The sequence below is a fragment of the Psychrobacter sp. 1176_08 genome, assembly GCF_052850615.1.
On sequence record NZ_VXCU01000008.1, the window covers coordinates 46,732 to 70,141 of the forward strand.

General features: G+C 42.7%; 22 protein-coding genes. 18 read left to right on the top strand and 4 right to left on the bottom strand.

The window, feature by feature from the left end:
* Positions 1-107: 107 nt before the first annotated feature.
* Positions 108-1,655, bottom strand: a complete 1,548-nt coding sequence (locus FW759_RS11160) for an alanine/glycine:cation symporter family protein (protein ID WP_446443041.1) — start codon at positions 1,653-1,655, stop codon at positions 108-110.
* 1,026 nt (positions 1,656-2,681) lie between these two features.
* Between FW759_RS11160 and FW759_RS11165 the strand changes: the two genes are divergently transcribed.
* The 4 genes from FW759_RS11165 (at position 2,682) to FW759_RS11180 (ending at position 6,414) form a co-directional block, all read left to right on the top strand.
* On the top strand, positions 2,682-3,314 hold the full coding sequence (locus FW759_RS11165; RefSeq protein ID WP_095569020.1) for a LemA family protein: 633 nt from the start codon (positions 2,682-2,684) through the stop codon (positions 3,312-3,314).
* A gap of 147 nt (positions 3,315-3,461) precedes the next feature.
* Positions 3,462-4,628: a TPM domain-containing protein gene (locus tag FW759_RS11170; RefSeq protein ID WP_443530910.1), complete on the top strand. Its 1,167-nt coding sequence runs from the start codon at positions 3,462-3,464 to the stop codon at positions 4,626-4,628.
* 50 nt (positions 4,629-4,678) lie between these two features.
* Positions 4,679-5,203, top strand: a complete 525-nt coding sequence (locus FW759_RS11175) for a TPM domain-containing protein (protein ID WP_062843897.1) — start codon at positions 4,679-4,681, stop codon at positions 5,201-5,203.
* A 212-nt stretch (positions 5,204-5,415) separates the two neighbouring features.
* A complete protein-coding gene (locus FW759_RS11180; RefSeq protein WP_443530911.1) occupies positions 5,416-6,414 on the top strand; it encodes an adenosine deaminase in 999 nt (332 codons plus the stop codon).
* 150 nt (positions 6,415-6,564) lie between these two features.
* Here FW759_RS11180 and FW759_RS11185 read toward each other — a convergent pair whose 3' ends face one another.
* Positions 6,565-7,383 (bottom strand): NAD-dependent deacylase, encoded by an 819-nt coding sequence (locus tag FW759_RS11185; protein WP_446443042.1) that lies wholly within the window; start codon positions 7,381-7,383, stop codon positions 6,565-6,567.
* A gap of 35 nt (positions 7,384-7,418) precedes the next feature.
* Here FW759_RS11185 and FW759_RS11190 point away from each other — a divergent pair, with 35 nt between their 5' ends.
* Positions 7,419-7,787: a hypothetical protein gene (locus FW759_RS11190; RefSeq protein ID WP_446443043.1), complete on the top strand. Its 369-nt coding sequence runs from the start codon at positions 7,419-7,421 to the stop codon at positions 7,785-7,787.
* 599 nt (positions 7,788-8,386) lie between these two features.
* Here FW759_RS11190 and FW759_RS11195 read toward each other — a convergent pair.
* Positions 8,387-9,856 carry an ATP-binding protein gene (locus FW759_RS11195; protein WP_356639141.1) on the bottom strand — a complete coding sequence of 490 codons (1,470 nt, stop codon included), beginning with the start codon at positions 9,854-9,856 and terminating at the stop codon, positions 8,387-8,389.
* Between the two features lies 1 nt (position 9,857).
* Positions 9,858-10,577: a heavy metal response regulator transcription factor gene (locus tag FW759_RS11200; protein ID WP_446443044.1), complete on the bottom strand. Its 720-nt coding sequence runs from the start codon at positions 10,575-10,577 to the stop codon at positions 9,858-9,860.
* 227 nt (positions 10,578-10,804) lie between these two features.
* On the opposite strand from FW759_RS11200, the gene FW759_RS11205 reads away from it, so the two are divergent.
* From FW759_RS11205 to FW759_RS11265, 13 genes are all read left to right on the top strand, one after another.
* Positions 10,805-11,089 (top strand): hypothetical protein, encoded by a 285-nt coding sequence (locus tag FW759_RS11205; protein ID WP_339727245.1) that lies wholly within the window; start codon positions 10,805-10,807, stop codon positions 11,087-11,089.
* Between the two features lie 177 nt (positions 11,090-11,266).
* Positions 11,267-11,527, top strand: a complete 261-nt coding sequence (locus FW759_RS11210; RefSeq protein WP_290176794.1) for a hypothetical protein — start codon at positions 11,267-11,269, stop codon at positions 11,525-11,527.
* A gap of 91 nt (positions 11,528-11,618) precedes the next feature.
* Positions 11,619-12,212, top strand: a complete 594-nt coding sequence (locus tag FW759_RS11215) for a c-type cytochrome (protein WP_290176793.1) — start codon at positions 11,619-11,621, stop codon at positions 12,210-12,212.
* Between the two features lie 139 nt (positions 12,213-12,351).
* Entirely contained in the window at positions 12,352-12,996 is a 645-nt protein-coding gene (locus FW759_RS11220; RefSeq protein ID WP_290176792.1) for a DUF411 domain-containing protein, read from the top strand.
* A 118-nt stretch (positions 12,997-13,114) separates the two neighbouring features.
* Entirely contained in the window at positions 13,115-14,815 is a 1,701-nt protein-coding gene (locus FW759_RS11225) for a copper resistance system multicopper oxidase (RefSeq protein WP_290176791.1), read from the top strand.
* Positions 14,816-14,840: 25 nt separating this feature from the next.
* Positions 14,841-16,055 carry a copper resistance protein B gene (locus FW759_RS11230; protein WP_446443045.1) on the top strand — a complete coding sequence of 405 codons (1,215 nt, stop codon included), beginning with the start codon at positions 14,841-14,843 and terminating at the stop codon, positions 16,053-16,055.
* A 27-nt stretch (positions 16,056-16,082) separates the two neighbouring features.
* Positions 16,083-16,568, top strand: a complete 486-nt coding sequence (locus tag FW759_RS11235; RefSeq protein WP_290176789.1) for a DUF305 domain-containing protein — start codon at positions 16,083-16,085, stop codon at positions 16,566-16,568.
* A gap of 431 nt (positions 16,569-16,999) precedes the next feature.
* On the top strand, positions 17,000-17,278 hold the full coding sequence (locus FW759_RS11240) for a DUF5676 family membrane protein (protein ID WP_057758573.1): 279 nt from the start codon (positions 17,000-17,002) through the stop codon (positions 17,276-17,278).
* A gap of 140 nt (positions 17,279-17,418) precedes the next feature.
* On the top strand, positions 17,419-20,088 hold the full coding sequence (locus tag FW759_RS11245; protein ID WP_290176788.1) for a copper-transporting P-type ATPase: 2,670 nt from the start codon (positions 17,419-17,421) through the stop codon (positions 20,086-20,088).
* Between the two features lie 77 nt (positions 20,089-20,165).
* Entirely contained in the window at positions 20,166-20,438 is a 273-nt protein-coding gene (gene tatA, locus FW759_RS11250) for a Sec-independent protein translocase subunit TatA (protein WP_240216650.1), read from the top strand.
* A 58-nt stretch (positions 20,439-20,496) separates the two neighbouring features.
* On the top strand, positions 20,497-20,868 hold the full coding sequence (gene tatB / locus FW759_RS11255) for a Sec-independent protein translocase protein TatB (protein WP_240216649.1): 372 nt from the start codon (positions 20,497-20,499) through the stop codon (positions 20,866-20,868).
* Between the two features lie 113 nt (positions 20,869-20,981).
* Positions 20,982-21,698, top strand: coding sequence for a twin-arginine translocase subunit TatC (tatC, locus tag FW759_RS11260; RefSeq protein ID WP_371532759.1), 717 nt, complete (start codon positions 20,982-20,984; stop codon positions 21,696-21,698).
* 147 nt (positions 21,699-21,845) lie between these two features.
* On the top strand, positions 21,846-23,138 hold the full coding sequence (locus tag FW759_RS11265; protein ID WP_240216647.1) for a hypothetical protein: 1,293 nt from the start codon (positions 21,846-21,848) through the stop codon (positions 23,136-23,138).
* Positions 23,139-23,410: the final 272 nt, after the last annotated feature.

A 23,410-nucleotide genomic window follows, 5' to 3' on the forward strand; every position in this document is an offset into this window, starting at 1 on the left:
TCCTAAATTCTACTTATATAAAAACGCCCGAGTTATACAAAAAGGCCCGAGACAATCGTCTCGGGCCTTTTTGTATACTATTTAACTGATGACTATGATAAAGACGACTATCGAATATCTTTACGTAGTGGATCAGCTGCCATTCTTTGTTGCTGTTTTAGATGACGCTCTTCCCAGTAAGGTGCGTTTTTGATACCGAACTTGGCTGGATCAAAAGTATAGTCCTCAACACCAGCTTTAAGTTGTGCTTCGTAGTCTTTAAGCATAGTTAGGGTCGGGCGAGCCACAAAGAAGATGACCAAAATACCCACAATGTTTAGCCAAGCCATGAGGCCAACACCGATATCACCAATCGCCCAGATGTAACCAGCTGAGTTTAGGCCACCGTAAGCCACCATGACCATGATAAGCACTTTAACTAAGAATACACCAGTTTTATGAGCGCCGCGCCCAAGAAAGCGTGTCAAGTAAGCCACGTTGACTTCAGCAATGTAGTAGTAAGCCAAAATTGTCGTAAAGGCAAAGAAGAATACAGCGATGGCGATAAAGACATTACCAAACGAACCGTATACAGATTCCATTGCCATTTGCGTAAAGGCAGGGGCGTTGATTTCAGTAGTAGCAGCAACGTTCTGTACGATGAATTGACCATCTGGTAATGTACCTTGAATGTTGTACATGCCAGTAGACAAAATCATGAATGCAGTCGCAGAACAAACCAGTAATGTATCAACATATACTGAGAATGCTTGTACTAGACCCTGCTGTGATGGATGCTGAACTTCAGCAGCGGCTGCAGCATGAGGACCTGTACCTTGACCTGCTTCGTTAGAGTAAATACCACGTTTGACACCCCAACCGATTGCAGCACCAAAACCTGCTTGTGCCGTGAATGCATCGCTGATGATCAAACCAAATACATCTGGAATCAAGCTGAAGTTGCTGAACATGATGATTAAAGCTAAGGCAATATAACCGATTGCCATAAATGGAACAGCAAATTCAGTGAAGGTTGCAATACGCTTAATACCACCGAAGATGATGACACCTAGGATGACTAGGATGATGGCTAAGCCTACCAAACGCATAGAGCCGACTTCTAAGCCTGCCACGTTCATGACAGTACCTTCGCCCATTACCTGTGCGAATGCGCTGATAACACCGTTTGCCTGTACACCAGGTAAGAACATACCACAGGATAGAATAGAAGCGATTGCGAAGAGGATGCCGTACCACTTTTGACCAAGAGCACGCTCAAAGTAGTAAGCAGGGCCACCGCGATACTCGCCAGTGACAACGTCTTTTTCTTTATAAATCTGTGCGAGTGTTGATTCAACATAAGCAGTAGATGCCCCTAAGAAGGCAACAACCCACATCCAAAATACCGCACCTGGACCACCGAAGCCGATAGCAGCTGCTACCCCAGCGATGTTACCCATACCCACACGCCCTGCAAGAGAGACGGCAAGTGCCTGAAATGATGAAATACCATCAGTACTGGATTTACCAGTAAATAGTAGCTTGATCATTTCACCGAATAGACGTACTTGTACGAAGCGCGTCATAATGGAATAAAACAAGCCTGCGCCTAAACACAGATAGATCAGCGCGGGGCTCCAGATAATTCCGTTTACTAAGTTAACTAAACCTTCCATATTTATATCCCTAGTACTGTCTCAAAGTGGCTCTGTATGCTCTAGGAGTAAGCTAACTGGTTAACTTACTTATTTAAGTTAAGCAGTTAAATTAGCTACATTGACTTATATATAGTTAAGTCTCATACGTGTTTAGCCAATAAGAATGGACTGTAGTTGTCCGTATTTATCCACTTGGCTTGCTAGCAACAATACCTATTTGCATAGCACTTATCATTCGTAATATTAGTACCAGCTGCATGTAAAACGCTTTTGCTACATTAATTACTCTTGTATCTTATTATGACGTGATGAATAAGATTCGTGATAAGTAGAGCAGCGGATAAAATAGGCGTTTATATAATTGAACACTCATCATCATGATGGTGTTCAATTTGCTATGAGCCGTGTCAGCTGGATACATTACTGATAGGGCGTATTGAACGTACTAAAAGATATTTCATGGCTCAATAAGGATTTTATACCTCAATTACCAACTCTCTAATACGTATCAAAATATAAGTCCACTACCAAATGTATTCAAACCGTACGGCTACGTAACTGCAATTTGCCATATTTTTATCCTAATTACTAGAATTTTCTTTATGGAGAGATAGATATATTTGAATTTAGTGAGTTGAATTTGGTCATAAAATATGGGAAGTGTCTGTACGCTTAGCATTGCCGATTAGTGACTGTATATCCTCATATAACGGTTTCTGATACTTGACTTGTAAAAAAAGTTATATAAAAGCCATAACAGCTTACAATTGGGGTTGTGTTTTGGTAACGGTCAATTGTAAAACCATCACGATAACGCCATTATTAATGTGATATTCGATAGGCAGTGAGACTTACAGGTACAAATGACACATATTGATTAGGTTGTACCTATCTACCTATCGATAGTTTGTCTACAAGAAAGTGCCAGCCTATGACATATATAGTATATATATGGTTCACTAGACTGGCATTAAAAAAATGAAAGAACTATTAGAAAACGTGTTACCAGCTATTTGTTATTTATGATTATTAGGAGAAACAACGATGACGCGTAAATCTATTATGAAACCAGTATTGTTAGCAGCACTATTGACAACTTCTACTGTCGGTTTGAGCGGCTGTGGGTATAACAATCTTCAAGCGCAAGACGAGCAAGTGACAGCGTCATGGTCAGAGGTGGTCAACCAATATCAACGTCGCTCTGATTTGGTACCAAACTTGGTAAAAGTTGTACAGCAATATGCGACACAAGAGCAAGAGGTCTTCACGCAAGTGGCAGAAGCTCGCTCACGGGCTGGCGGTATTACCGTAACGCCTGAAGTACTCAACGATCCAGAAGCAATGGAGCGTTATGCTGCTGCGCAAGAGCAGATGACAGGAGCATTATCGCGTTTGATGGCTGTATCTGAGCGTTATCCTGAACTAAAATCAGATGCTTTGTTTCAAGATTTACAAGCCCAGCTAGAGGGCACCGAAAACCGTATCGCCGTCGCACGCAATCGCTATATTCAAGAAGTGCAGGGCTACAATACAACGGTTCGCCAATTCCCAACCAACGTGACCGCAAAAGTCTTTGGCATGCAACCTAAGCCAAACTTTAGTGTCGCTAACGAAGAGGCGATTTCAACCGCGCCAAGTGTCGATTTTGGTGGCGACGATGCTGCGACAGCAGAGTAGGATTAGGGTCAACCAAAGCAATACAACAGTAGAGCGGTCGTTGCCGCTCTATTTGTTTAATGACAGGTCAAATGTGTTTTAAAGGTGTTGATGGACGTGGATGCCTATTAATTTAGTATAGATGTCACTTGAGGTGGTATAGATTAGATGAATAATTCAAAAGCAATCTTATCAACATTATTGTTTACACTCAGCATGACTGGTGCGTCAGTACTTTATGCTGCGCCTAATGCCGATGTTGGAACCAGTGTGGCCGCTACCGATAACCCCTCAACGATGCAAGATCGTAGTGTCGAGGATTTGGTTGCTATTGCCAAGGCAGGTGAGTCCAATGAGGCCATTAACGATGCAGTGCTGGGTAATGATGCCATTAACCCTAATGCAAGTAACAATGATGCGGCTGACAGTGAGGTATCTACATCAGGCCCCAGCCGACCGGATGTAACATCAAGTGCACCCAGTATCGATTCAGATAAGCTAATACTAAACGAGCCGGTCGTCGATCAGGCCAATATCCTAAACCCACAAGAAAAACAGCGCCTAGAAGCGCAGCTTCGCGGTATCTATCAGCAAGGTTTGGCTCAGGCTGCTGTGGTCATTGTACCTACCACCAACGGCACACCCATTTTTGATTATGCGCTTCAAGTAGCCGAAAAATGGCAATTGGGTGATAAAGATATAGACGATGGTTTATTGATGGTCGTGGCTGTTAATGACCGTGATATGTATGTTTTAACAGGTTATGGATTAGAGGGTGTGCTACCGGATGCGGCCGTCAATCGTATCATTCGTGAAGACATCACCCCGTTGTTTAAGCAAAACAACTATGGCGGCGGTATTTTGGCAGGTATAGATGCACTCAAAACACGCCTGACTGCTGATCCTGAAGTATTAGCTCGTGCTGACACTCAAGCCGCTGAACGAAGCACACAACAAAGCTCAGATGAGGTACCAGCACCGATTTTCCTATTTATCATGGCGATGATATTTGGTAGCTTTATTACCAAAATATTGGGTCGTGTGTTTGGCTCTATCTTGACCGCAGGTGGCTTTTTTGCAGGCTCGTTAGCGCTAGGTGGCGGCTTTTTCATGACGTTAATCATGGCGATATTTATATGGATGTTTTTGATTTCGCGAGGCGGTGGCGGTAAAGGCGGCGGTGGTAAAGGGGGGCGCAGAGGCGGCGGCATGATTTTCCTACCTGGTATGGGCGGTGGCAGTGGTGGCGGCTTTGGCGGTGGTGGTTTCGGTGGCGGCGGCTTCGGCGGTGGTGGCGGTGGCTTTGGCGGCGGCGGTGCTGGCGGTTCTTGGTAATTGATTCACTAAACAACCGTCAGTAATGACGTATTTGAGGAAATAATATAATGGTAGAAAGCAACGCTTCAACTTCCAGTTTGGCTCGCTGGTGGCGTCAGGTATTGTTTGTCCCTTTATTACATAGTAAATGGCTGACAGCGGACGCAAGAGCACGTCTGACAAAAAGAGTAGAAAGCGCTGAACAAGGGCATCGTGGTGAGGTTTTTCTAATTGTAGAAAATCATCTACCCATTCAAGATGCGTATTATATAAATTGTCGTGAACGAGCGATTGATTTATTCAGTGAGTATCGGGTTTGGGATACCGAAGAAAACACAGGTGTTTTGGTCTATGTCAATATTTGCGAGCACCAGTTAGAAATCGTGGCGGATCGCGGTATTAGTGCTCACGTCAGTCCCACCGTTTGGCATGCGATGTGCGAAAAGGCAGTATCAGGTATTGCCAACAAAAAAACAGAAGAGAGCGTGGCCGAATTGCTAGATGAGGTGGGGCAGGTGCTTCGTCAGTATTATCAATTAGAAGACAATCCATCAGGCAATGAGTTGTCCAACACAGTGGTGTTTTTGAAGTAATTGGTGTTAAAGGTGACGGTACTGTCTGTCAACTTAGTCCATTCTCTCATTGATGAGATATATAGATTGGTATGGTTGATTTTAGTTTATAGGGTTTTGACGTAAATTCAAATATAATGGCGCTTCTATTGATAGATGAAGTGGATATGCAAATTGCGCGTATCTAATTTTTCTATCAATAGGCCTTAATACAAAACCAGTACTGGAACACTATGATTGATTTAATAAAGAAACTACCAAAAGCTGAGCTGCATTTACATATAGAAGGTTCTCTAGAGCCTGAGCTGATGTTTAGGTTGGCCAAAAAGAACCAAGTAGACATTCCTTATAAAGATATAGAAGATGTACGCAACGCCTATAATTTTACCAATCTACAGACCTTTTTAGATATCTACTATGCGGGTGCTAATGTCCTTCTCACAAAAGACGATTTTTATGACTTAACGTGGGAATATATCTTGAAGTGTGTCGAAAACAATATCATCCATACTGAGATATTTTTTGATCCACAAACGCATACCGCCAGAGGCGTTCCTTTTGATGCAGTCATTACAGGCATTAAAGAAGCGTTACAGGATGCCAAAGCCAAATATGGCATCACGTCTTGTATTATCATGTGTTTTTTAAGACACTTATCACAAGAAGATGCATTTGAAACGTTGGATGCGGCACTCAAATATCAAGACGATATTATCGGTGTAGGTCTGGACTCTTCAGAGCTTGGCAATCCACCTTCAAAATTTAAAGAAGTGTTCAAGAAGGCAAAAGAAGCAGGCTTTAAATTGGTCGCTCATGCAGGCGAAGAAGCCGATTTTTCGTACATCTATGAAGCATTGGATCTATTGAGTATTCACAGAATTGATCATGGTGTGCAATCTATAAAAAGTGCCGCGTTAATGCAGCGTCTAAAAGACGAGCAAATGCCGCTCACCGTTTGTCCGAATTCGAACATTGAACTCAAGGTTTTCGAAACTTATAAAGAGCACAATATCAAAGAGCTTTTGGATTATGGCTTAAATGTCAGTGTCAACTCTGATGATCCAGCGTATTTCAAAGGCTATATGAATCAAAACTTTATCAACTTACACGAAAATCTTGAACTGTCAGAAGATGATATTGTGACCTTGGTAAAAAACTCGTTTAAGTCAGCATTTATCAGTGACGAGTTAAAAGAAGTCTATTTAGCAAAAGTTGATCTTGCTCTACAATGAACTTCGTTTGATTTCTGACTTAGTCGCATTTAATTGAGTAAACATAAAAAAGGCTTAATGGCTGATATAAACCGTTAAGCCTTTTTTAGTGCTACTGTTTTAAACTGCCCATCGCTTATCTAGCGTCATCTTCTACAAATACCTTTCTACTTATGAGCTAGTGATTTGCTTTACTAACAAGGGCATTATCAACCCTGCTTTTTCTTTTATGATGATATCGATGATGGTGTTCGGCGTTGGATTTGGATTTATCTCGATAACCTTAGCGCCATTTTGCTTGGCCAACTGTGACAGTCCAGCAGCAGGATAAACGAGGCTGGATGTACCAATACTGATAAACACCTCACAATCAGCAGCAGCCTCTTCTGCGGTCTGCCATGCTTGTGCTGGCAACGATTCTCCAAACCAAACAATATCTGGTCTGATATAACCATCACAGTGCGAACAAGTGATTAATGCCTCAGCCTCAATCGCATCAACGTCACTGCTATGTAAAACTTCACTACTATGTAAATTGTCTGATGTGCTTTTATAAGGTGTCTGGCACTGATTGCAACGATTAAGTGCCAGATTGCCATGCAGATGAGTCACAATACTACCAGCTTGCTCATGCAAATCATCCACATTTTGAGTGATGAGGGTTAGTTGCTGATGGTTGGCTCTTGCGAGTCGTTGCCAATGTGCCAAGGCCTTGTGTGCGGGATTGGGTTTTTTATCCGCGACCAATTTTCGGCGCCATTGATACCATGACCAGACCAGTGCTGGGTCACGAGAGAATGCCTCTGGTGTGGCTAAATCTTCTGCCTTATAGTTTTCCCATAAGCCAGTTTGCTTATCCCGAAAAGTAGGAATGCCGCTTTCTGCTGAGATGCCAGCACCCGTCAAAATACAAATGCGCTGTTTTGATACCAATAGTTTGGCTGCATCCTGTACTTCTGCTATTAACGCTGGTGATAATTCTGCTAACATGAGCCAACCCTTGCTAATAATGGATATTTTTTCTCATGATAGACGGAATTTGGTGGCTTGTCATATTGTTCGTTGTGATCGCAGCCTTGTGGTTATTGGCAAAGTCGCGTAGCGTCAAAGCAGGCGAGACATCTTGTAGCGGGCAATCAAAACAGACTAAAACCACTGCTAATGATGGTCTACAAAAGACGTCAGCTTTGTTAAAACAGTATTTCCCTAATTATCGAGTCACTCGCAAGGCAAATCATTTATTGCTCAGCCAGCAAGATCAGAAAGTTGCGATGATTACGATGGATAAGAAGGTTGCCATAGGCCAGCGACGTCTTGGCAGCGTACCTGTGATTAATTATCACCGTGTACCTAGTCGCGCACAACTGACGGCCAATTTGCAAGATATGAAATAGATCAATATTAACGGAAGTTTAGAATGATAGAAACACGGCAAAATACACAAATAGATTTGGGTATAAGTGAGTCATTGGGGTAATACTAGGAAATGGGTAAATACGGTGATTGGTGCGCTCGGCGGGAATCGAACCCACGACCCTCGGCTTCGGAGGCTAGAACCACCATATTTCATTAAGTTATATTAATGTATAACAACCTACCATACTATACAAATAAAGGGGTGTAAAGGATTTATCGGTGTGACGTTTAGCGTCTTTTAAAGGAGTTTATAGCAACATGAATATCAATTTTGGTCACTAGTTAAGTATAGAATTCAATCATTTTTTATGGTTTTAATGTACGTATTTTATACTTAAATTTTTCAGAAATTACTGATTAAGCGAATTATTAACTCATCAAAGTAATATCGGAATAAATTACTGTAGAAATGGGGTGCTATAATTTCGAAAAAACAGTCAGGCATTTCAGCCGTAGTTTAGATCTTAACGATTTTTCGAATGCATTGAAGAAACGGTTCTGGACTACACTTGCAAATACTCCGATATTGAGTTTTTGACAACAACGTTTTGAGTTTATCTTCTTTTGATTTACCTTGTTAAGCCATCAATAATCTTACAGTAACCTCAAAAAAATACTCATCTTTGATAGTGATACCAACCGTACCTTTATGTGCATTAGCGATAGCCTGCACGATAGATAATCCCAACCCTGTACCTGCATACTTATGGCTAGTTTTATCATGACGATAAAATCGCTCGAATAATTTATCGGCTTGACTCTGATCTAACGGTTTGTCTAAACGATTGGTTATCGTTAGTCTCAACCATGGCTGCTTTGAGGGTCGAACCTCGTCTTCTGCTACATTAAGTGAGGTGGTTGAGGTGAAGACGGTAGCGGATATCATGATAGTACTATCACTAGCTGCATAATAAATCGCATTTGACATCAGGTTGGCAAACAGCCGTTGCAATAAGCCTTCATCACCTAATACTCTTTCGAACTTACCTGATTTCTCAAAAGTTATCCCTCGATCTTCTGCAATCATTTCATAGTAATCAACGAGCTTTGTGATTAAGCTGTCTGTATCCACGTGACTGATTTGCGAGTCACTTAATCCTTTTTGGGTTTTTGCCAGTAGCAGCATATTGTTAATCATGGCGGATAACTGCTCTAACGTATCATGCTGATGATGTAGCTGCTCGATATATTCGTCGCCTTCTCTTGGCTTAGTTAACATGACCTGCGTTTGTGTACTCAGCGTCGCTATTGGCGTACGTAGCTCATGGGCAATATTGTCTGAAAACCGAGACAAAGACTCAAAGTTACTTTCAAGCTTGACCATCATTGAATTGTAAGATTCTGCTAGTGGCCTCAGTTCTAACGGCATATCGTCAACCGCAACTCTTTCGTCTAACCTTTGGATGTTTATGCCTTTCATTTTTTGTACGATAGTGGACAAAGGCGCAAACCCCCAATACACACTTAATGCCGCTACTGAAACCAACAACAAGGTGATGGCTGTGAGTATCAAGCTCAGCTGGCGATTAAACTGGATAAGATATTGATGATGCACATCGATAGGTAATGCAATAAACGCCAAAACCTCTTGATTTGGAATAATAATTGCTCGGTAATGCCTATTATTTATCTTGATCATAAACTGCTGCTCGTGATGATCCTGCCATAGTGATAACAAGCTAAAATCGGGCGGTAAATTATGAATGAAATTACTAGGGTCACTGGATAATAATTTGCCTTTTTTATCTGCTACTAAGGTTTTTAAATCATAATCTAGCCAAGAGGAATGCAAGTGATTGTCATTAATGAGTGATTGGGACTTTGACACTGTGAATGGTTCTATGTGATCGTTAACATCAATCATGCGTTTGCGCAGGTTAAAAGCCGCATGGGTGATAATCTCTGAGTCCATTTGCTCAAAGTGTCCACTCACAGAGCGCTGCACCCATGCATAGATGATGACCTGAGAGATAATAACGAAGACTGTCAATAAGGAAATCGTTCGCCATAGCAGTGACCAGCGCCGGTTTCTGAGTGTATGGTTCATGCTATTTAGAATCGTCTCCGTCCGCATCAATTTGGACCTCAGTAGCCAGCGCCTCTAAGCGATAGCCCATGCCGCGCACAGTATGAATGAGCTTTGCCTCATGACCATCGTCTATTTTTATACGAAGACGTCTGATCGCCACATCAATCACATTGGTATCGTTATCAAAATTCACATCCCATACTTGGGAGGCGATCACGGTACGTGGTAGCACTTCACCTCGGCGCTCTAATAAAAACTGTAGTAAGGAAAACTCTTTTGCCGTGAGCTTAATAGGCTTGCCGCCTCTATGTACCGTGCGCTTGGCAATATCCATCTTGAGATCTGCTATTTGCAGGATCGTACTTTGATAATCGGCTTGATTGGCGCGTCGTAACAGACTCTTTATTCTGACGATCAATTCTGCAAACGCAAAAGGTTTAGTCAAATAATCATCGCCTCCAATCTCAATCCCTTTTATCTTATCGCTTAAGTCATCTTTTGCCGTTAGAAAGAGCACAGGTGTTTGCTTACCCGCTGCTCGGTAATTGCGCACCAGCTCAAATCCACTAACATCAGGCAGCATCACATCCATTAGGATCACGCTAAACTTTTCTGTCATCAATGCATGATAGCCATCTAGGCCTGTTAGGTGATGATCAACAATAAAACCAGCTTCCGTTAAACCTTTTTTTATATACTCGCCTAGTTTCAACTCATCTTCTACCAGTAGTATTTTCATAGTAACCCCTCAATACGATTATGATTATTTGACATCCTAATCAATATAGATGACAAAAACGTTTTGTAACTGACAAAAATGTCATGTACTCGTAATCAGATTGTCAGTCTTCATTTGCTAATCTATATGAATGAAACATAGTTGCTCGTTCCTAATATCTAGCTACTACGAATTATTTTCACAGGTAATCAATTTAAACGCCTAATAACTTACAAAAGAGGTTTTATATGAAAATTCACGGTTCATTCAAAAAAGCAGTATTGCTATCGGTATCTGTACTTATCGGTATTACCACTGCTAATGCGCATACTACTGATCTAAGTACTTCAATCATCAATAACTGCGACGCTGTTACTGACTTTGCAAAAAACTTGGATCATAACGATGCTCAGCTTTCTAGCGCCCAAATGAAAAGCTATATCGATGCTAGAGTGGCTTGTGAGATTGAACACAAAGATCAACATCTACAGTCTGAAAAATACTTCATTAACAAATATGGTAGCGATAAGTAATATCAGCGTTAACGTCATACTAAAGGATTGCTAACAATATTAAAAACCATAAATAGCAAGATGACAGAATTGTAATCTTGCCGTCATCTCTCTGTCAGAATCAATAAAGTATGCTTTAAAGTAACTTAATAGTTTGAAGTCTAGTCGACTTCAAACCCAATCAAATAAGGATTTACCATGTCACTATCTAAATCAATCGTAGCAACTGCTATAGCTTTAGTCGTTTCAACGTCAGCTTTGGCGCATGATCCTAAGATGCATGCTGAAAAAGACCAAATGAACTGTGAAAAAATGCAAAAGCACATGCAAATGATGGGCAAAATGGATCATAGTAAAATGGATATGAATGATCCTGCCATGAAAGCAATGATGAGTAATATGGGTAAAATGAAACAGATGTACCAAAAACACTGTGTGACAAGTAATAGCAACTCTTAACGATTCACTTTATACACTCGTGATTATTGTTAGGTAATTTTTATCAAAGGGTAATCGGGTATTAATAAAAATGGATTTTTAGGATGAGCCTATGAAGTTTTTACTAGGAATACTCTTTGCTGTCTTTGTCGCTATTGTAGGTGTTTTTGTGGTAGTGACTAGTGGTGTGATAAATATTGGCGCTGATCAAGCCCATAGTCCACTGGTTTACAAGTTTTTAGAGACTGCCCGCACACGTTCAATAGCGAATGCTAGCAAGGACATCATCGTTCCAAACCTAGAAAAAGTAGATATGATCAGTACAGGTGGTGCGGATTACAAAGACATGTGTGCAGGCTGTCACTTATCTCCTGGGGTAGAAAGCACTGACTTTAGCGCAAGTCTATACCCTAAACCGCCCAACTTTACCAACGCTGATGTGGTTGAGCGCTATCAAGCAGAAGCTGGCGCACAGCAAGGTTTTTGGGCGATTAAGCACGGGATCATGGCGTCCGGAATGCCAGCATGGGGTGCCTCTCACGACGATGATAGAATGTGGGCAATGGTGGCTTTCATTAGATCGTTACCTGAATTAGATGAAGCTCAGTACACGATGCTAACGACTAGGTTGGACGACGATATGTTAGATATGTCATTTGATGGTGAGATGGATATGTCAGGTGATGGATCCGGAATGCAACATTGATTTTTCGTAAGAGATGCAGTGCTCAATAGTGCTGCTTTTTGCGATTTGAGTTTTAAGCTTTACCAGTACTACTTTGGTCAGTGTTACGGCTTTAATTTTTATAAATGTGATCGTCAGATAGACGCTCAGGAGTGGTTTTATGAGACGCTATACCAATAGATTTATTAATGAACATAATCTGATATCTGGCCGTGTGCTCTCAGCGATTGTGGTATTACCATTATCGTTAACGATTGCCGCTTGTAGTCAACCTAACGCCACTACTGCTGACTCAAAACCAGCGACTGAGCCAACTACCGCTACGCAAACCGCTCTAGTAGAGCAACCACAAGCGGAAATAATGCCTGTCAGTGCTCATTCAGACACCCAGCCAACTATCCTAAAAAATATCTCAGTCACCGTTTATAAAGATGCCAATTGTGGCTGCTGTAAAGAATGGGTCGGTTATGCCGAAGGTCATGGCCTAAATGCAACCGCACAGAACGTCGAAGATTTGTCCTTGTTTAAAGAGCGCTACAGCGTACCGCAGCAGATGCGCTCTTGTCATACCGCTGTCACTACTGACGGCTACGTATTTGAAGGTCATGTCCCTGCCAAATATATGGCACAGTTCCTAAAAAACCCACCAAGTGATGCGATCGGTCTTGCCGTACCTGGGATGCCAGTTGGTAGCCCTGGTATGGAATATCAAGATAAATTTATGCCGTATAAAGTGATGCAGCTTAACAAAGATGGCTCAACAGCCATTTATGCAACCATTGAGTCACCGCAGCAGCAATTATAGTTTGAGTGACGTTTAAATAGCTTATCCAGCTCTACTAATGGGCTGTCGAAGACATAAGCTTGACTGATAAATATATAGACTCAACTCCCATTTCATGGATTAAGTTAGGTAAATAATTATGAACAAGAATATGCTTAACCGCAGGCGTTTTTTGACAGGGTCCTCTACTCTATTAGGGGCATCCATGCTATCCACACTGCCATCTATTGCCAATAGTGCGCTCGGTAAAGGTCAACAAAACGTAGCCGTCAACAGTGATAAATCTGACCATATCGTACCTATCCTAACCGGTAATGAGTTTGACCTGTATGTCAGCAAGAAGCCCGTTACTGTCAATGGCAAGTCGAGTATGGCAACCCTCATCAATGACTCGCTGCCAGCGCCAACGCTAAAGATGCAAGAAGGCGATACCGTGACCATCCGTGTCCATAACCAGATGAATGAGTCGACCTCTATTCACTGGCATGGCTTGCTCGTCCCATTTGAGATGGATGGGGTGCCAGGTATCAGCTTTGATGGTATTCCTGCGAACAGTACCTTTACCTATAAATTCAAACTCATTCAATCGGGTACGTATTGGTATCACTCCCATACTGGCTTTCAAGAGCAAACTGGAATGCGCGGCGCTATCGTCATTGAGCCTAAAGGCCGCGAACGTCATCCAGTCGCCGAAGATCACGTGATTTTATTGAGTGATTGGACACATCGTGATCCGCATAACTTGCTAAAGCTATTAAAGCAGCGCGCTGACTTTGATAACTACCACTTGCCAGATTTTAAAAAGCTATTGTCTGATATTGCCGCAACAGATTTAGAAGCCGCTTATGACAAGCGCAAAATGTGGAATAAGATGCGCATGATGCCGACAGATTTTACGGATCTGTCTGGTGAGAAGACATTCACTTACCTTATGAATGGTAAAACCACCGCCGCCAATTGGACACAGCTAGTGAAAGCGGGACAGCCCGTCAAACTGCGCTTTATCAATGGCTCGGCGCAGACGATATTCGATGTGCGTATACCGGGTCTGAAGATGACAGTCGTCTCAACGGATGGTAATGATGTCGCGCCTGTCGATGTTGATGATTTCCGCATTGGGGTGGCTGAGACTTATGATGTCATCGTCACGCCGACCAAAGATGCACATACCATATTTGCCCAAAACATTGATCGTTCGGGCTATGTCGCGACCACGCTTGCGACCAAAAAAGGCGCTCGTGCTGCAATACCTGCTATGGATAAGATCGAATGGCTGACCATGGCTGATATGATGGGGGCTATGGGTGACAAAGGCTACAAAGCAAAGCACGCTAAGACCGAGTACGACTTTAAATCTGATATGCGTGTCGACAGTCCACGTATGAACCTCGATGACCCCGGTATTAACCTGCGTGATATTAATAGAAAGGTGTTGACTTATGACCAATTGCGCTCCGTGGATGAGCAAGTACTGGCAGAGCAGCGCAAACCTACTAGAGAGATCGAATTACATTTGACTGGCAATATGGAACGCTATATTTGGGCGTTAGATGGTGTCATGTTTAAGGATGCAACGCCTGTCAATATTAAACCTAACGAGCGCGTACGCATTACCTTAGTCAATGACACCATGATGAACCATCCGATGCACCTGCATGGTATGTGGAGCGACTTGCGAACCCCATCTGGAGACTTTCAGGTACGTAAGCATACGATTGTGGTGCAGCCAGCGCAAAAGATTAGCTTCGATGTGACGGGTGAAGTTGGACGATGGGCATGGCATTGCCATCTGCTTTATCACATGGAAGCCGGTATGTTCAGAGAAGTTGCCGTCGTTTAACAAACCTTCGAATATGAGGCTTATTATGAAAATATCTAAGAAAAATCTGCCATTCATTGGTTTGTCATCGCTAGTCTTGCTCACATCATCGTTTGCAACGGCTGCTGATATGTCTGGTATGGATCATAGCGGTATGGATATGTCAGGCGATATGTCTGGTATGGACCACAGTGGCATTGACATGTCAGGCGATATGTCTGATATGGATCACAGCGGCATGGATATGTCGGGCAATATGTCTGGTATGGATCACAGTGGCATGGACATGTCGGGCGATATGTCTGATATGGATCATAGCGGTATGAGTATGTCGGGCGACATGTCTGGTATGGATCACAGTGGCATGGACATGTCGGGCGATATGTCTGGTATGGATCACAGCGGTATGGATATGTCAGGCATGGATCACAGCGGTATGGATATGTCAGGCATGGATCACAGCGGCATGGATATGTCAGGCATGGATCACAGCGGTATGGATATGTCAGGCATGGATCACAGCGGCATGGATATGTCTGGGATGCAAGGCGGGCAGCCGCCAGCCGATGCTCGTAGTCCAGACTATTCAAATGGGGTTCCCTACGGGCAGTATGGTAAGCCAATGATGATGGGCAGCATGCCATTATGGGGAGTATCAGTAGACGACTTGGGCTATCAGTTTGATGAGGATCAAATCAACTTCGAGGCGACGGGTTGGTATGGTACTGACAGTAATCGTATCAGGCTACGCACGGAAGGTAGTGCTCAGACTAAAGATGATAAAGAAATCGATAGCTTGAGCTCGCTTGCTTATTGGAAACCACTGAGCATTTTCTGGAATGGTGAAGCTGGTGTCGCTTACGATACTGAAAACGATAACGCTGCCCTTATGGCAGGTATTGTCGGTACCGCGCCGTATTTTATCGAAACAGATGCGAGAGCCTATTTATATACCGATGGTCAACTTCGTCTTGATTTAGGCGCAGAGTACGAATGGCGTTTGGATCAGCATTGGGTGGTCATACCGGAGGTGGGACTGACTGCCTTTAGTAAAGATGACCATGATAATGGCATTACCAAGGGCTTTAATGAAATGGAAGCCGAGGTTAGGCTGACTTATGAGACATTCAGTCGCCAACTCGCGCCTTACATCGGTGTGAGTTATGAGACAGCGCTTGGCAAGGCTCGTGGTCAACGACGTCAAGAAAATGAATCGGTTGATAGCAGTAGTTTGACTGCGGGGGTCAAATTCTGGTTCTAATATTATTAAAATAATAGGGGATATACTATGAATGCTTCAGATCAAAACACCATGGATCATCAACAGGGCATGAACCCTTATGTAAAGTTCACTCTGATGATTGTGACGTCTACGATTGTGATGTACATCATGATGTATTTCAATACTTATGAATGGGATCATATTTATTTTAGTGAAACCCGAGCTTACATGGCGCTCTACATGGGTGCCGGTATGGCAGTGGTCATGTTGGCATTTATGACGAATATGTATAAGAAGACCAAAGTCAATTTAATGATCTATGGTCTAAGCGTATTGATGTTTGCTGTTGGTATTTGGGGTGTTAGATCACAAGCAACTGTCGATCAAGTCGATTGGATGCAAGCGATGATACCGCATCACTCGATTGCCATTCTCACTAGTAGTCGCGCTGATATTGAAGATCCGCGTGTACAAAAGCTTGCTGACGATATTATTAAAGCGCAAAAGCGTGAAATCGCTGAGATGAAGCAATTGATTGATGAGCTTGAATAACGATCTATACTGATAGGAATATTTTAAACAAATAAAATAATGGTCTATCAAATAATAGACTTAAGCATATAGGTCTTTTTATTCAAAGCTACTTTCACTACAGAATCAAAACATTGCTCATGAAAAAGCAATAAAAGGCTGAGTATGCATGGTTCACTTTCCCTACTGGCCTTCTGGCTGCTGCAATTGTTGTCTCTTTTAGTGCTTACTCCTATATCAAAATCTCTAACGCTTACCCGTCAGCTGGCGGTGCTGCGACGTACTTGCATCAAGTATATGGAGACTGTTTGACGACCGGTTTTAATGCTCTACTGATGTAATTTTCTATAATTATTGCGCAAAGCTTTCTGGCTCGGATGCTCGGGTCATATACCATACCGTTGTTTGGTAGTGACGAAAGCGGTGTATAGCATCCACCAAGGAGAGTCAAGATGAACGAATTGAATTCAAAAGCGAATACTTTAAGAATTGGTCCTGTGGGCAATAGCGTTTCTCTGTTTCTGCTCATTAGCTATCTCTTGTGCATAGGCTTTGGCCTACTCGCACCTGAGCAGATAAGCATGCATGAGGCTTGGGCACCGCTGCTACCTGGTTTTGAATGGCTGACATGGTCAGGTTTCCTAATTGGATTTGTCGAATCCTATCTTTATGGTTGGTATTTTGCGATTGTGTTTGTACCGCTATATCGCTGGTTTGCTAAAGCAGGATGAGTCTAGCGTAGCCATTGAATCTTCGGCTCAGATAGGTCAGCTATGCTGAGAAAGACGAACAGTGCACCAATCTTGAATGGGATCAAAAGCTAGCGACTTAGCCCTAAACTATCATTGCAATCAATAACGGGAACATAGTCATGAAACACGATACGACAAAAAATACTTCGGACAGCGAAGCCCCTGATTGCTGTGACAGTACAGCGAATACAGGCATAGAATCTAATAAAGATACCACTTACGATAAGGTGCCAACTTGCTACAGTGGAACCATTTATACCTGTCCGATGCATCCGGAAGTCAGAGACATTACAGATAGAGGCTGTCCCATATGCAAAATGTCTCTTAAACCTGAAGACACTGTTGCCGAGATGGTAGCAATGAAAGATGACCATGCAAGCTGCCATAGCATGTCAAATACCGATGCCCATCCTACTAAAGAGAGTAATTACGACAAAGTACCTGAAAATTATAGCGGAACCGTTTATACCTGTCCTATGCATCCAGAAGTGAGAGATGTGGAAAAAAGCGATTGCCCAATATGCGGTATGTTTCTCAAACCTGAGAACGAGGTTACTGATGAAGACAGTCATGCACACTGTCATGGAAAGGATACTTCTAACAGCACTGATGTAAAATCTATCAAAGGCGGTAAATACGACAAAGTTCCTGCTGATTATGATGGCACGGTCTACACCTGTCCTATGCACCCTGAAGTCAGAGATGTTGAGAATAGTGGCTGTCCAATATGCGGCATGGCACTTGAGCCTGAAACGCTTACTATCGGTGAAGAAGATACCTCAGAGCTCGATGATATGACTCGTCGATTCTGGGTTTGTACAGTACTGACTGTACCGCTATTAATATATGTGATGAGCGGTATGTTTGACGTAAACGTAGTTAATTTCAGTCAGTATGGTATCTCATCACAGATCTTACAATGGGCTGAGTTAGTGCTTGCGACCCCTGTCGTGCTTTGGGGCGCCGCCCCGTTTTTTGTCCGTGGTTGGCAGTCTATAAAAAGCCGCAATCTCAATATGTTTACTTTGATTGCGATAGGCGTAGGCGCTGCTTATATTTTTAGTATTGTCGCGACCTTTTTTCCCAATATTTTCCCAGACAGTTTCAGAGACGCTAATGGTCAAGTCGGTGTGTATTACGAAGCGGCAGCTGTCATTGTAACCTTAGTACTTTTGGGTCAAGTATTAGAGCTCAAAGCCAGAAGTCAAACTTCAGGCGCGATTCGAGCATTGCTTGAGCTCGCACCGCCGACTGCAAGACGTGTCGATGAAAATGGCAACGAAGTCGAAGTCTCGCTTGATGAGGTCGTCACTGGCGATAAGCTACGGGTTAAACCGGGTGAGAAACTACCCGTAGATGGTACAGTGATCGATGGCAATAGTAATGTTGATGAATCAATGGTAACGGGTGAGCCAATCCCTGTGTCAAAAGCACAAGGAGATACGGTTACTGGCGGTACGGTAAATGGCACTGGAACGCTATTGGTCGAAGCGGTCAATGTTGGAGCAGATTCGGTATTATCCAAAATTGTACAAATGGTTGCCGAAGCTCAGCGTAGCCGCGCACCTATACAGAAATTGGTAGATAAGGTAGCTGGGTGGTTCGTACCGATCGTGCTTATCTGCTCCGTCATTACCTTTATTGTCTGGGCGATATTCGGCCCTGAGCCCGCTATGGCCTTTGCACTGGTCAACGCTATTGCAGTGTTAATCATCGCTTGCCCTTGTGCTTTAGGACTCGCCACACCTATGTCGATTATGGTCGGTACTGGCAAGGGTGCTCAGAATGGCGTGCTTATCAAAAATGCTGAAGCGTTAGAGAGTATGGAAAAAGTCGATACTATTGTCGTCGACAAGACCGGAACACTGACCGCTGGTAAGCCCGAGCTTACTGCAATTGACGCGCAGGTAGGTCAAGATGAAGACGAGTTCCTCGCATTGGTAGCCGCAGTAGAAAGTGCAAGCGAGCATCCTTTAGCAGAAGCTATCGTTAGAGCGGCTCAAGAAAGATCACTCATTATTCCTAAAGCTACTGACTTTAATTCGACTACTGGCGAAGGCGTACAAGCCGTGGTCGATGGTAAGAAAGTCGCTATTGGTAACTCTAAGCTTATGGAAAGCCTAAATAGTTTTGATAATGAGCTGTCCATTAAAGCTGATGTCCGTAGAAAAGACGGTGAAACGGTAATGTTTGTGGCTATAGATGGTAAAGCTGCTGGTATTATTTCAGTTGCTGACCCTATTAAACCAAGCACCAAAGAGGCTATTTCACTGCTTCATGACGCGGGACTAAAAGTCGTCATGCTAACGGGTGATAACGAAAAAACCGCGCAGGCAGTCGCCAATAAATTAGGTATCGATGAAGTCCATGCCGACGTCTCACCAGAGGACAAAAACCGTATCGTCAAAGAGATGCAAGATAGCGGTAAATTGGTAGCAATGGCAGGTGACGGTATCAACGATGCGCCCGCACTAGCGCAGGCTAATGTTGGTATCGCTATGGGAACGGGTACCGATGTGGCGATGGAGAGTGCGGGTATTACCCTGCTAAAAGGTGATTTAATGGGCATTGCTAAAGCTTATAAGCTTAGCCACGCCACCATGCGCAATATCAGACAGAACCTGTTTTTTGCCTTTATTTACAATGCACTTGGTGTCCCAATTGCCGCAGGTGTGCTCTATCCCGTATTTGGGCTTCTACTTAGTCCAATGATAGCAGCGGCAGCTATGAGCTTGTCGTCATTCTCGGTGATTGTTAACGCGCTTAGACTACGTAGGTTGGACTTGTGATATGAATGTTAGGAAAAATTGTCAAAACGTAATGCCCAATACGGGTTTTATTAGAATTTAAAAATAAGGATATCGTTATGGGTAGTTTTTCTATTACACATTGGCTGATTTTGTTAGTAGTCGTAGTGGTTGTATTTGGTACCGCTAAGCTCAAAAACGCGGGTAAAGATTTAGGCGGTGCGGTAAAGGGCTTTAAAGAAGCGGTAAAAGATGAAGAGACCGAGCATACTCGCAAAAACCGCGCACTTAGTCATGAAGGCAATCTGCCAGTACCAGATACTGACTCAAATACACAGGCTGATGATATAGAAATCAACCCTGCTACCACTGATAATAAGCAGAAAGTATGAAGTGCGCCGCTATAGATGGCGATACTCAATAGCCTATTAATTAATATATTTGTCTGTTATGTTTGATATCGGGTTTTCCGAGTTACTCTTGTTTGGCGTCATAGCCTTAATCGTATTGGGCCCAGAAAAACTGCCGCAGGCCGCACGTACGGCTGGGCAATGGTATGCCAAACTGCGCCGTACAGTATCCATTTTACAGTCTGAAATAGAAGCTGAGCTTGATCTGGCTGAAACGCGCCAACAAATGCAAAATGAGCTTGCAAAAATCCGTCAGACTGAGTCAGATATGAAGCGTGAACTAGCAGAGATGCGCGGTAGTATGCAAAAGTTTGAAGACTCGCAGAATCAAAGCTTAGACGCTTCACATCAACCAACCGATCCTCATCAGCCAAATATTTCTTCTTCACCTATAGAAAAGGTGAATGAATGAGCTTATTTAAACGCCAAAAAAATCGACAAAAAAAGTTAGCGGATACAAATATTAAAGCCCCAGACACTGCCCATAGTGATGAGGCTGATAATGTGCTGAATGCGCTCAGTGATATGCCTATTACTGAACACTTGATTGAACTACGCAAGCATCTCATCAAAATATGCGTAGCCGTTTTGATTGTTTTCTTAGCATTGGTAGGGTTTTCGCGTGAACTCTACAACCTTTTATCAGACCCTCTAGTTGCACAGTTGCCTGCGAACTCGACTATGATTGCCACTGACATTACCTCAAACTTTATGGCACCTATTCGCTTGACAATTTTCGTTGCTGCATTTGTAGTGATGCCTTATATTCTGTATCAAATTTGGTCATTTATAGCTTCTGGCTTATATAAAAAAGAGAAGAAAATTGCCATTCCTGTGCTGTTTTCTTCGATATTTCTATTTTATACGGGTGTTGCCTTTGCCTACTTTGTGGTACTCAAAGGCGTATTAAAGTTCTTTATCCTATTCGCTCCGCAGAATGTCATACCTATGACCGATATTGATAGTTATCTGAGCTTTGCACTCAAGTTGTTTATGGTGTTTGGACTGACTTTTGAGATTCCAGTGGTTACTTTACTATTGATAATGGTCGGTATCGTATCCACTCAGAGTCTAGAGAGTAAGCGCCGATATATCATTGTTGGTTGTTTTGCTGTGGCAGCTGTAGTTACACCACCCGATGGTGTCTCAATGCTATTGCTAGCGATTCCGATGTGGCTACTGTTCGAGTTAGGTTTGTTTTTAGCAAAAGTGCTAATCAAAGAAGAGCATAAAACTGTTTAACCTCGCAAAGTAGCTATGGCGCACAATGACTATTTTATAAAACAACTATAAAAACAACCTTATCTTAAACATTTCAAATACCTTTTTTACTTTGGCTGTCTTCTAAACCTTATCAGCATACCCACTAAACTTAGTAATGAGATTTAAATGGAACACCTAAGCAATAACCAAGATAAAGTGAATGACAATCTTGCAGATCAACTTAATAAAGAGTGCTATTGCCGTACTTTAGATCGTAAAGTACTTAATACTAGCCTTCAAAATCAATTGTCAGACACTAGAGACAACCCAATAGGAGCTAATGAGCTTAATAAAATTTTTTCAGCAACACCGGTGTTTGTCCCCAAAACAGAGATAGAGACAATGGTGCGAATTGTCGCAGCTATTGAGTCGGCTGCTAGACTTCCATCTTACCAACAGCAAGTATTGTCATGGGCACCCAAAATTGCTGCTTTCGATCCAGGGCCAATAGGAGCCTTTATGGGTTATGACTTTCACTTAGGTAGCGATAGCCCTCAACTTATTGAGATCAATACTAACGCTGGAGGCGCATTTTTAAACGTAGCACTTGCCCGCGCACAAAAACAATGCTGCCACCCTTCCGAGCAAAGTGCTGATACTACTAAAATGCTTGATGGCTTTGAAGAAGCCGTCACTAACATGTTCATACAAGAGTGGCAGCGACAATCGGCTACTGCCATGCCTAATCGCATAGCTATTATCGATAATGATCCCAAAAGTCAGTTCATGTATTTAGAGTTTCAGCTGGCTTGCCGACTACTTCAAGCTAAGGGCATTGATACCGTTATACTTGATCCGTCTGAAATTAACTATGTTGATGGCAAGCTGACAGCGCATGGTAAGCCCATTGATATGATCTATAATCGGTTGGTCGACTTTGCATTTGAAAACCCTAACCACGCCGTGCTTAAAAGTGCCTATCTAGAGGGTGCGGTAGTAGTAACGCCTAATCCTCATGTCCATGCTATATTTGCGAATAAGCGCAACTTAGCCTTACTATCCGATCCGCAAACTTTGCAGTCGTGGGGACTAGATAATGATGATGCAAAATGTCTAGAAAGGGCAGTGCCAACTACCAAAATGGTTATAAAAGAGGATGCAGCAGAGTTATGGCGTACTCGGGGACAATTGTTTTTTAAGCCAGTTGCTGGATATGGAAGCAAAGGCGTCTATCGCGGTAGCAAGCTCACTCGACGCGTTTTTGAGAACATTCTGGATGAGGATTATATTGCACAGACCTTTATACCTGCTACAGAGCGATCAATAAAAATCGATGATGTTGTGACGACCAAAAAAGTAGATATACGTCTTTATACCTATGCAGGACAGCTGTTACTAACTGCTGGGCGTATCTATCAAGGTCAAGCGACTAATTTTCGCACACCAGGGGGTGGATTTGCGCCTGTTTTCCAAGTGTGATCATTTGGGTTTGGCTTTTAAGCAGTGTTTACTATTTGGATTATTCTAAGTACTAATGCAATAATCAAAATATCATGCTGAACTGGAAAAATGATGATTCAACTCTTTATTCATTACTTTCTGCATCAAAATAATTGGCTTAGGATTACTATATCCGATACTGAATAAAAGGGATACGTTATCTTATGAGGCGAAACGGGCATAAGTTTTTCTGGCTTATTGTGCTTACACCGATAGGAAGAAACAACTACAGTTGATAGATAGAGCGTGGT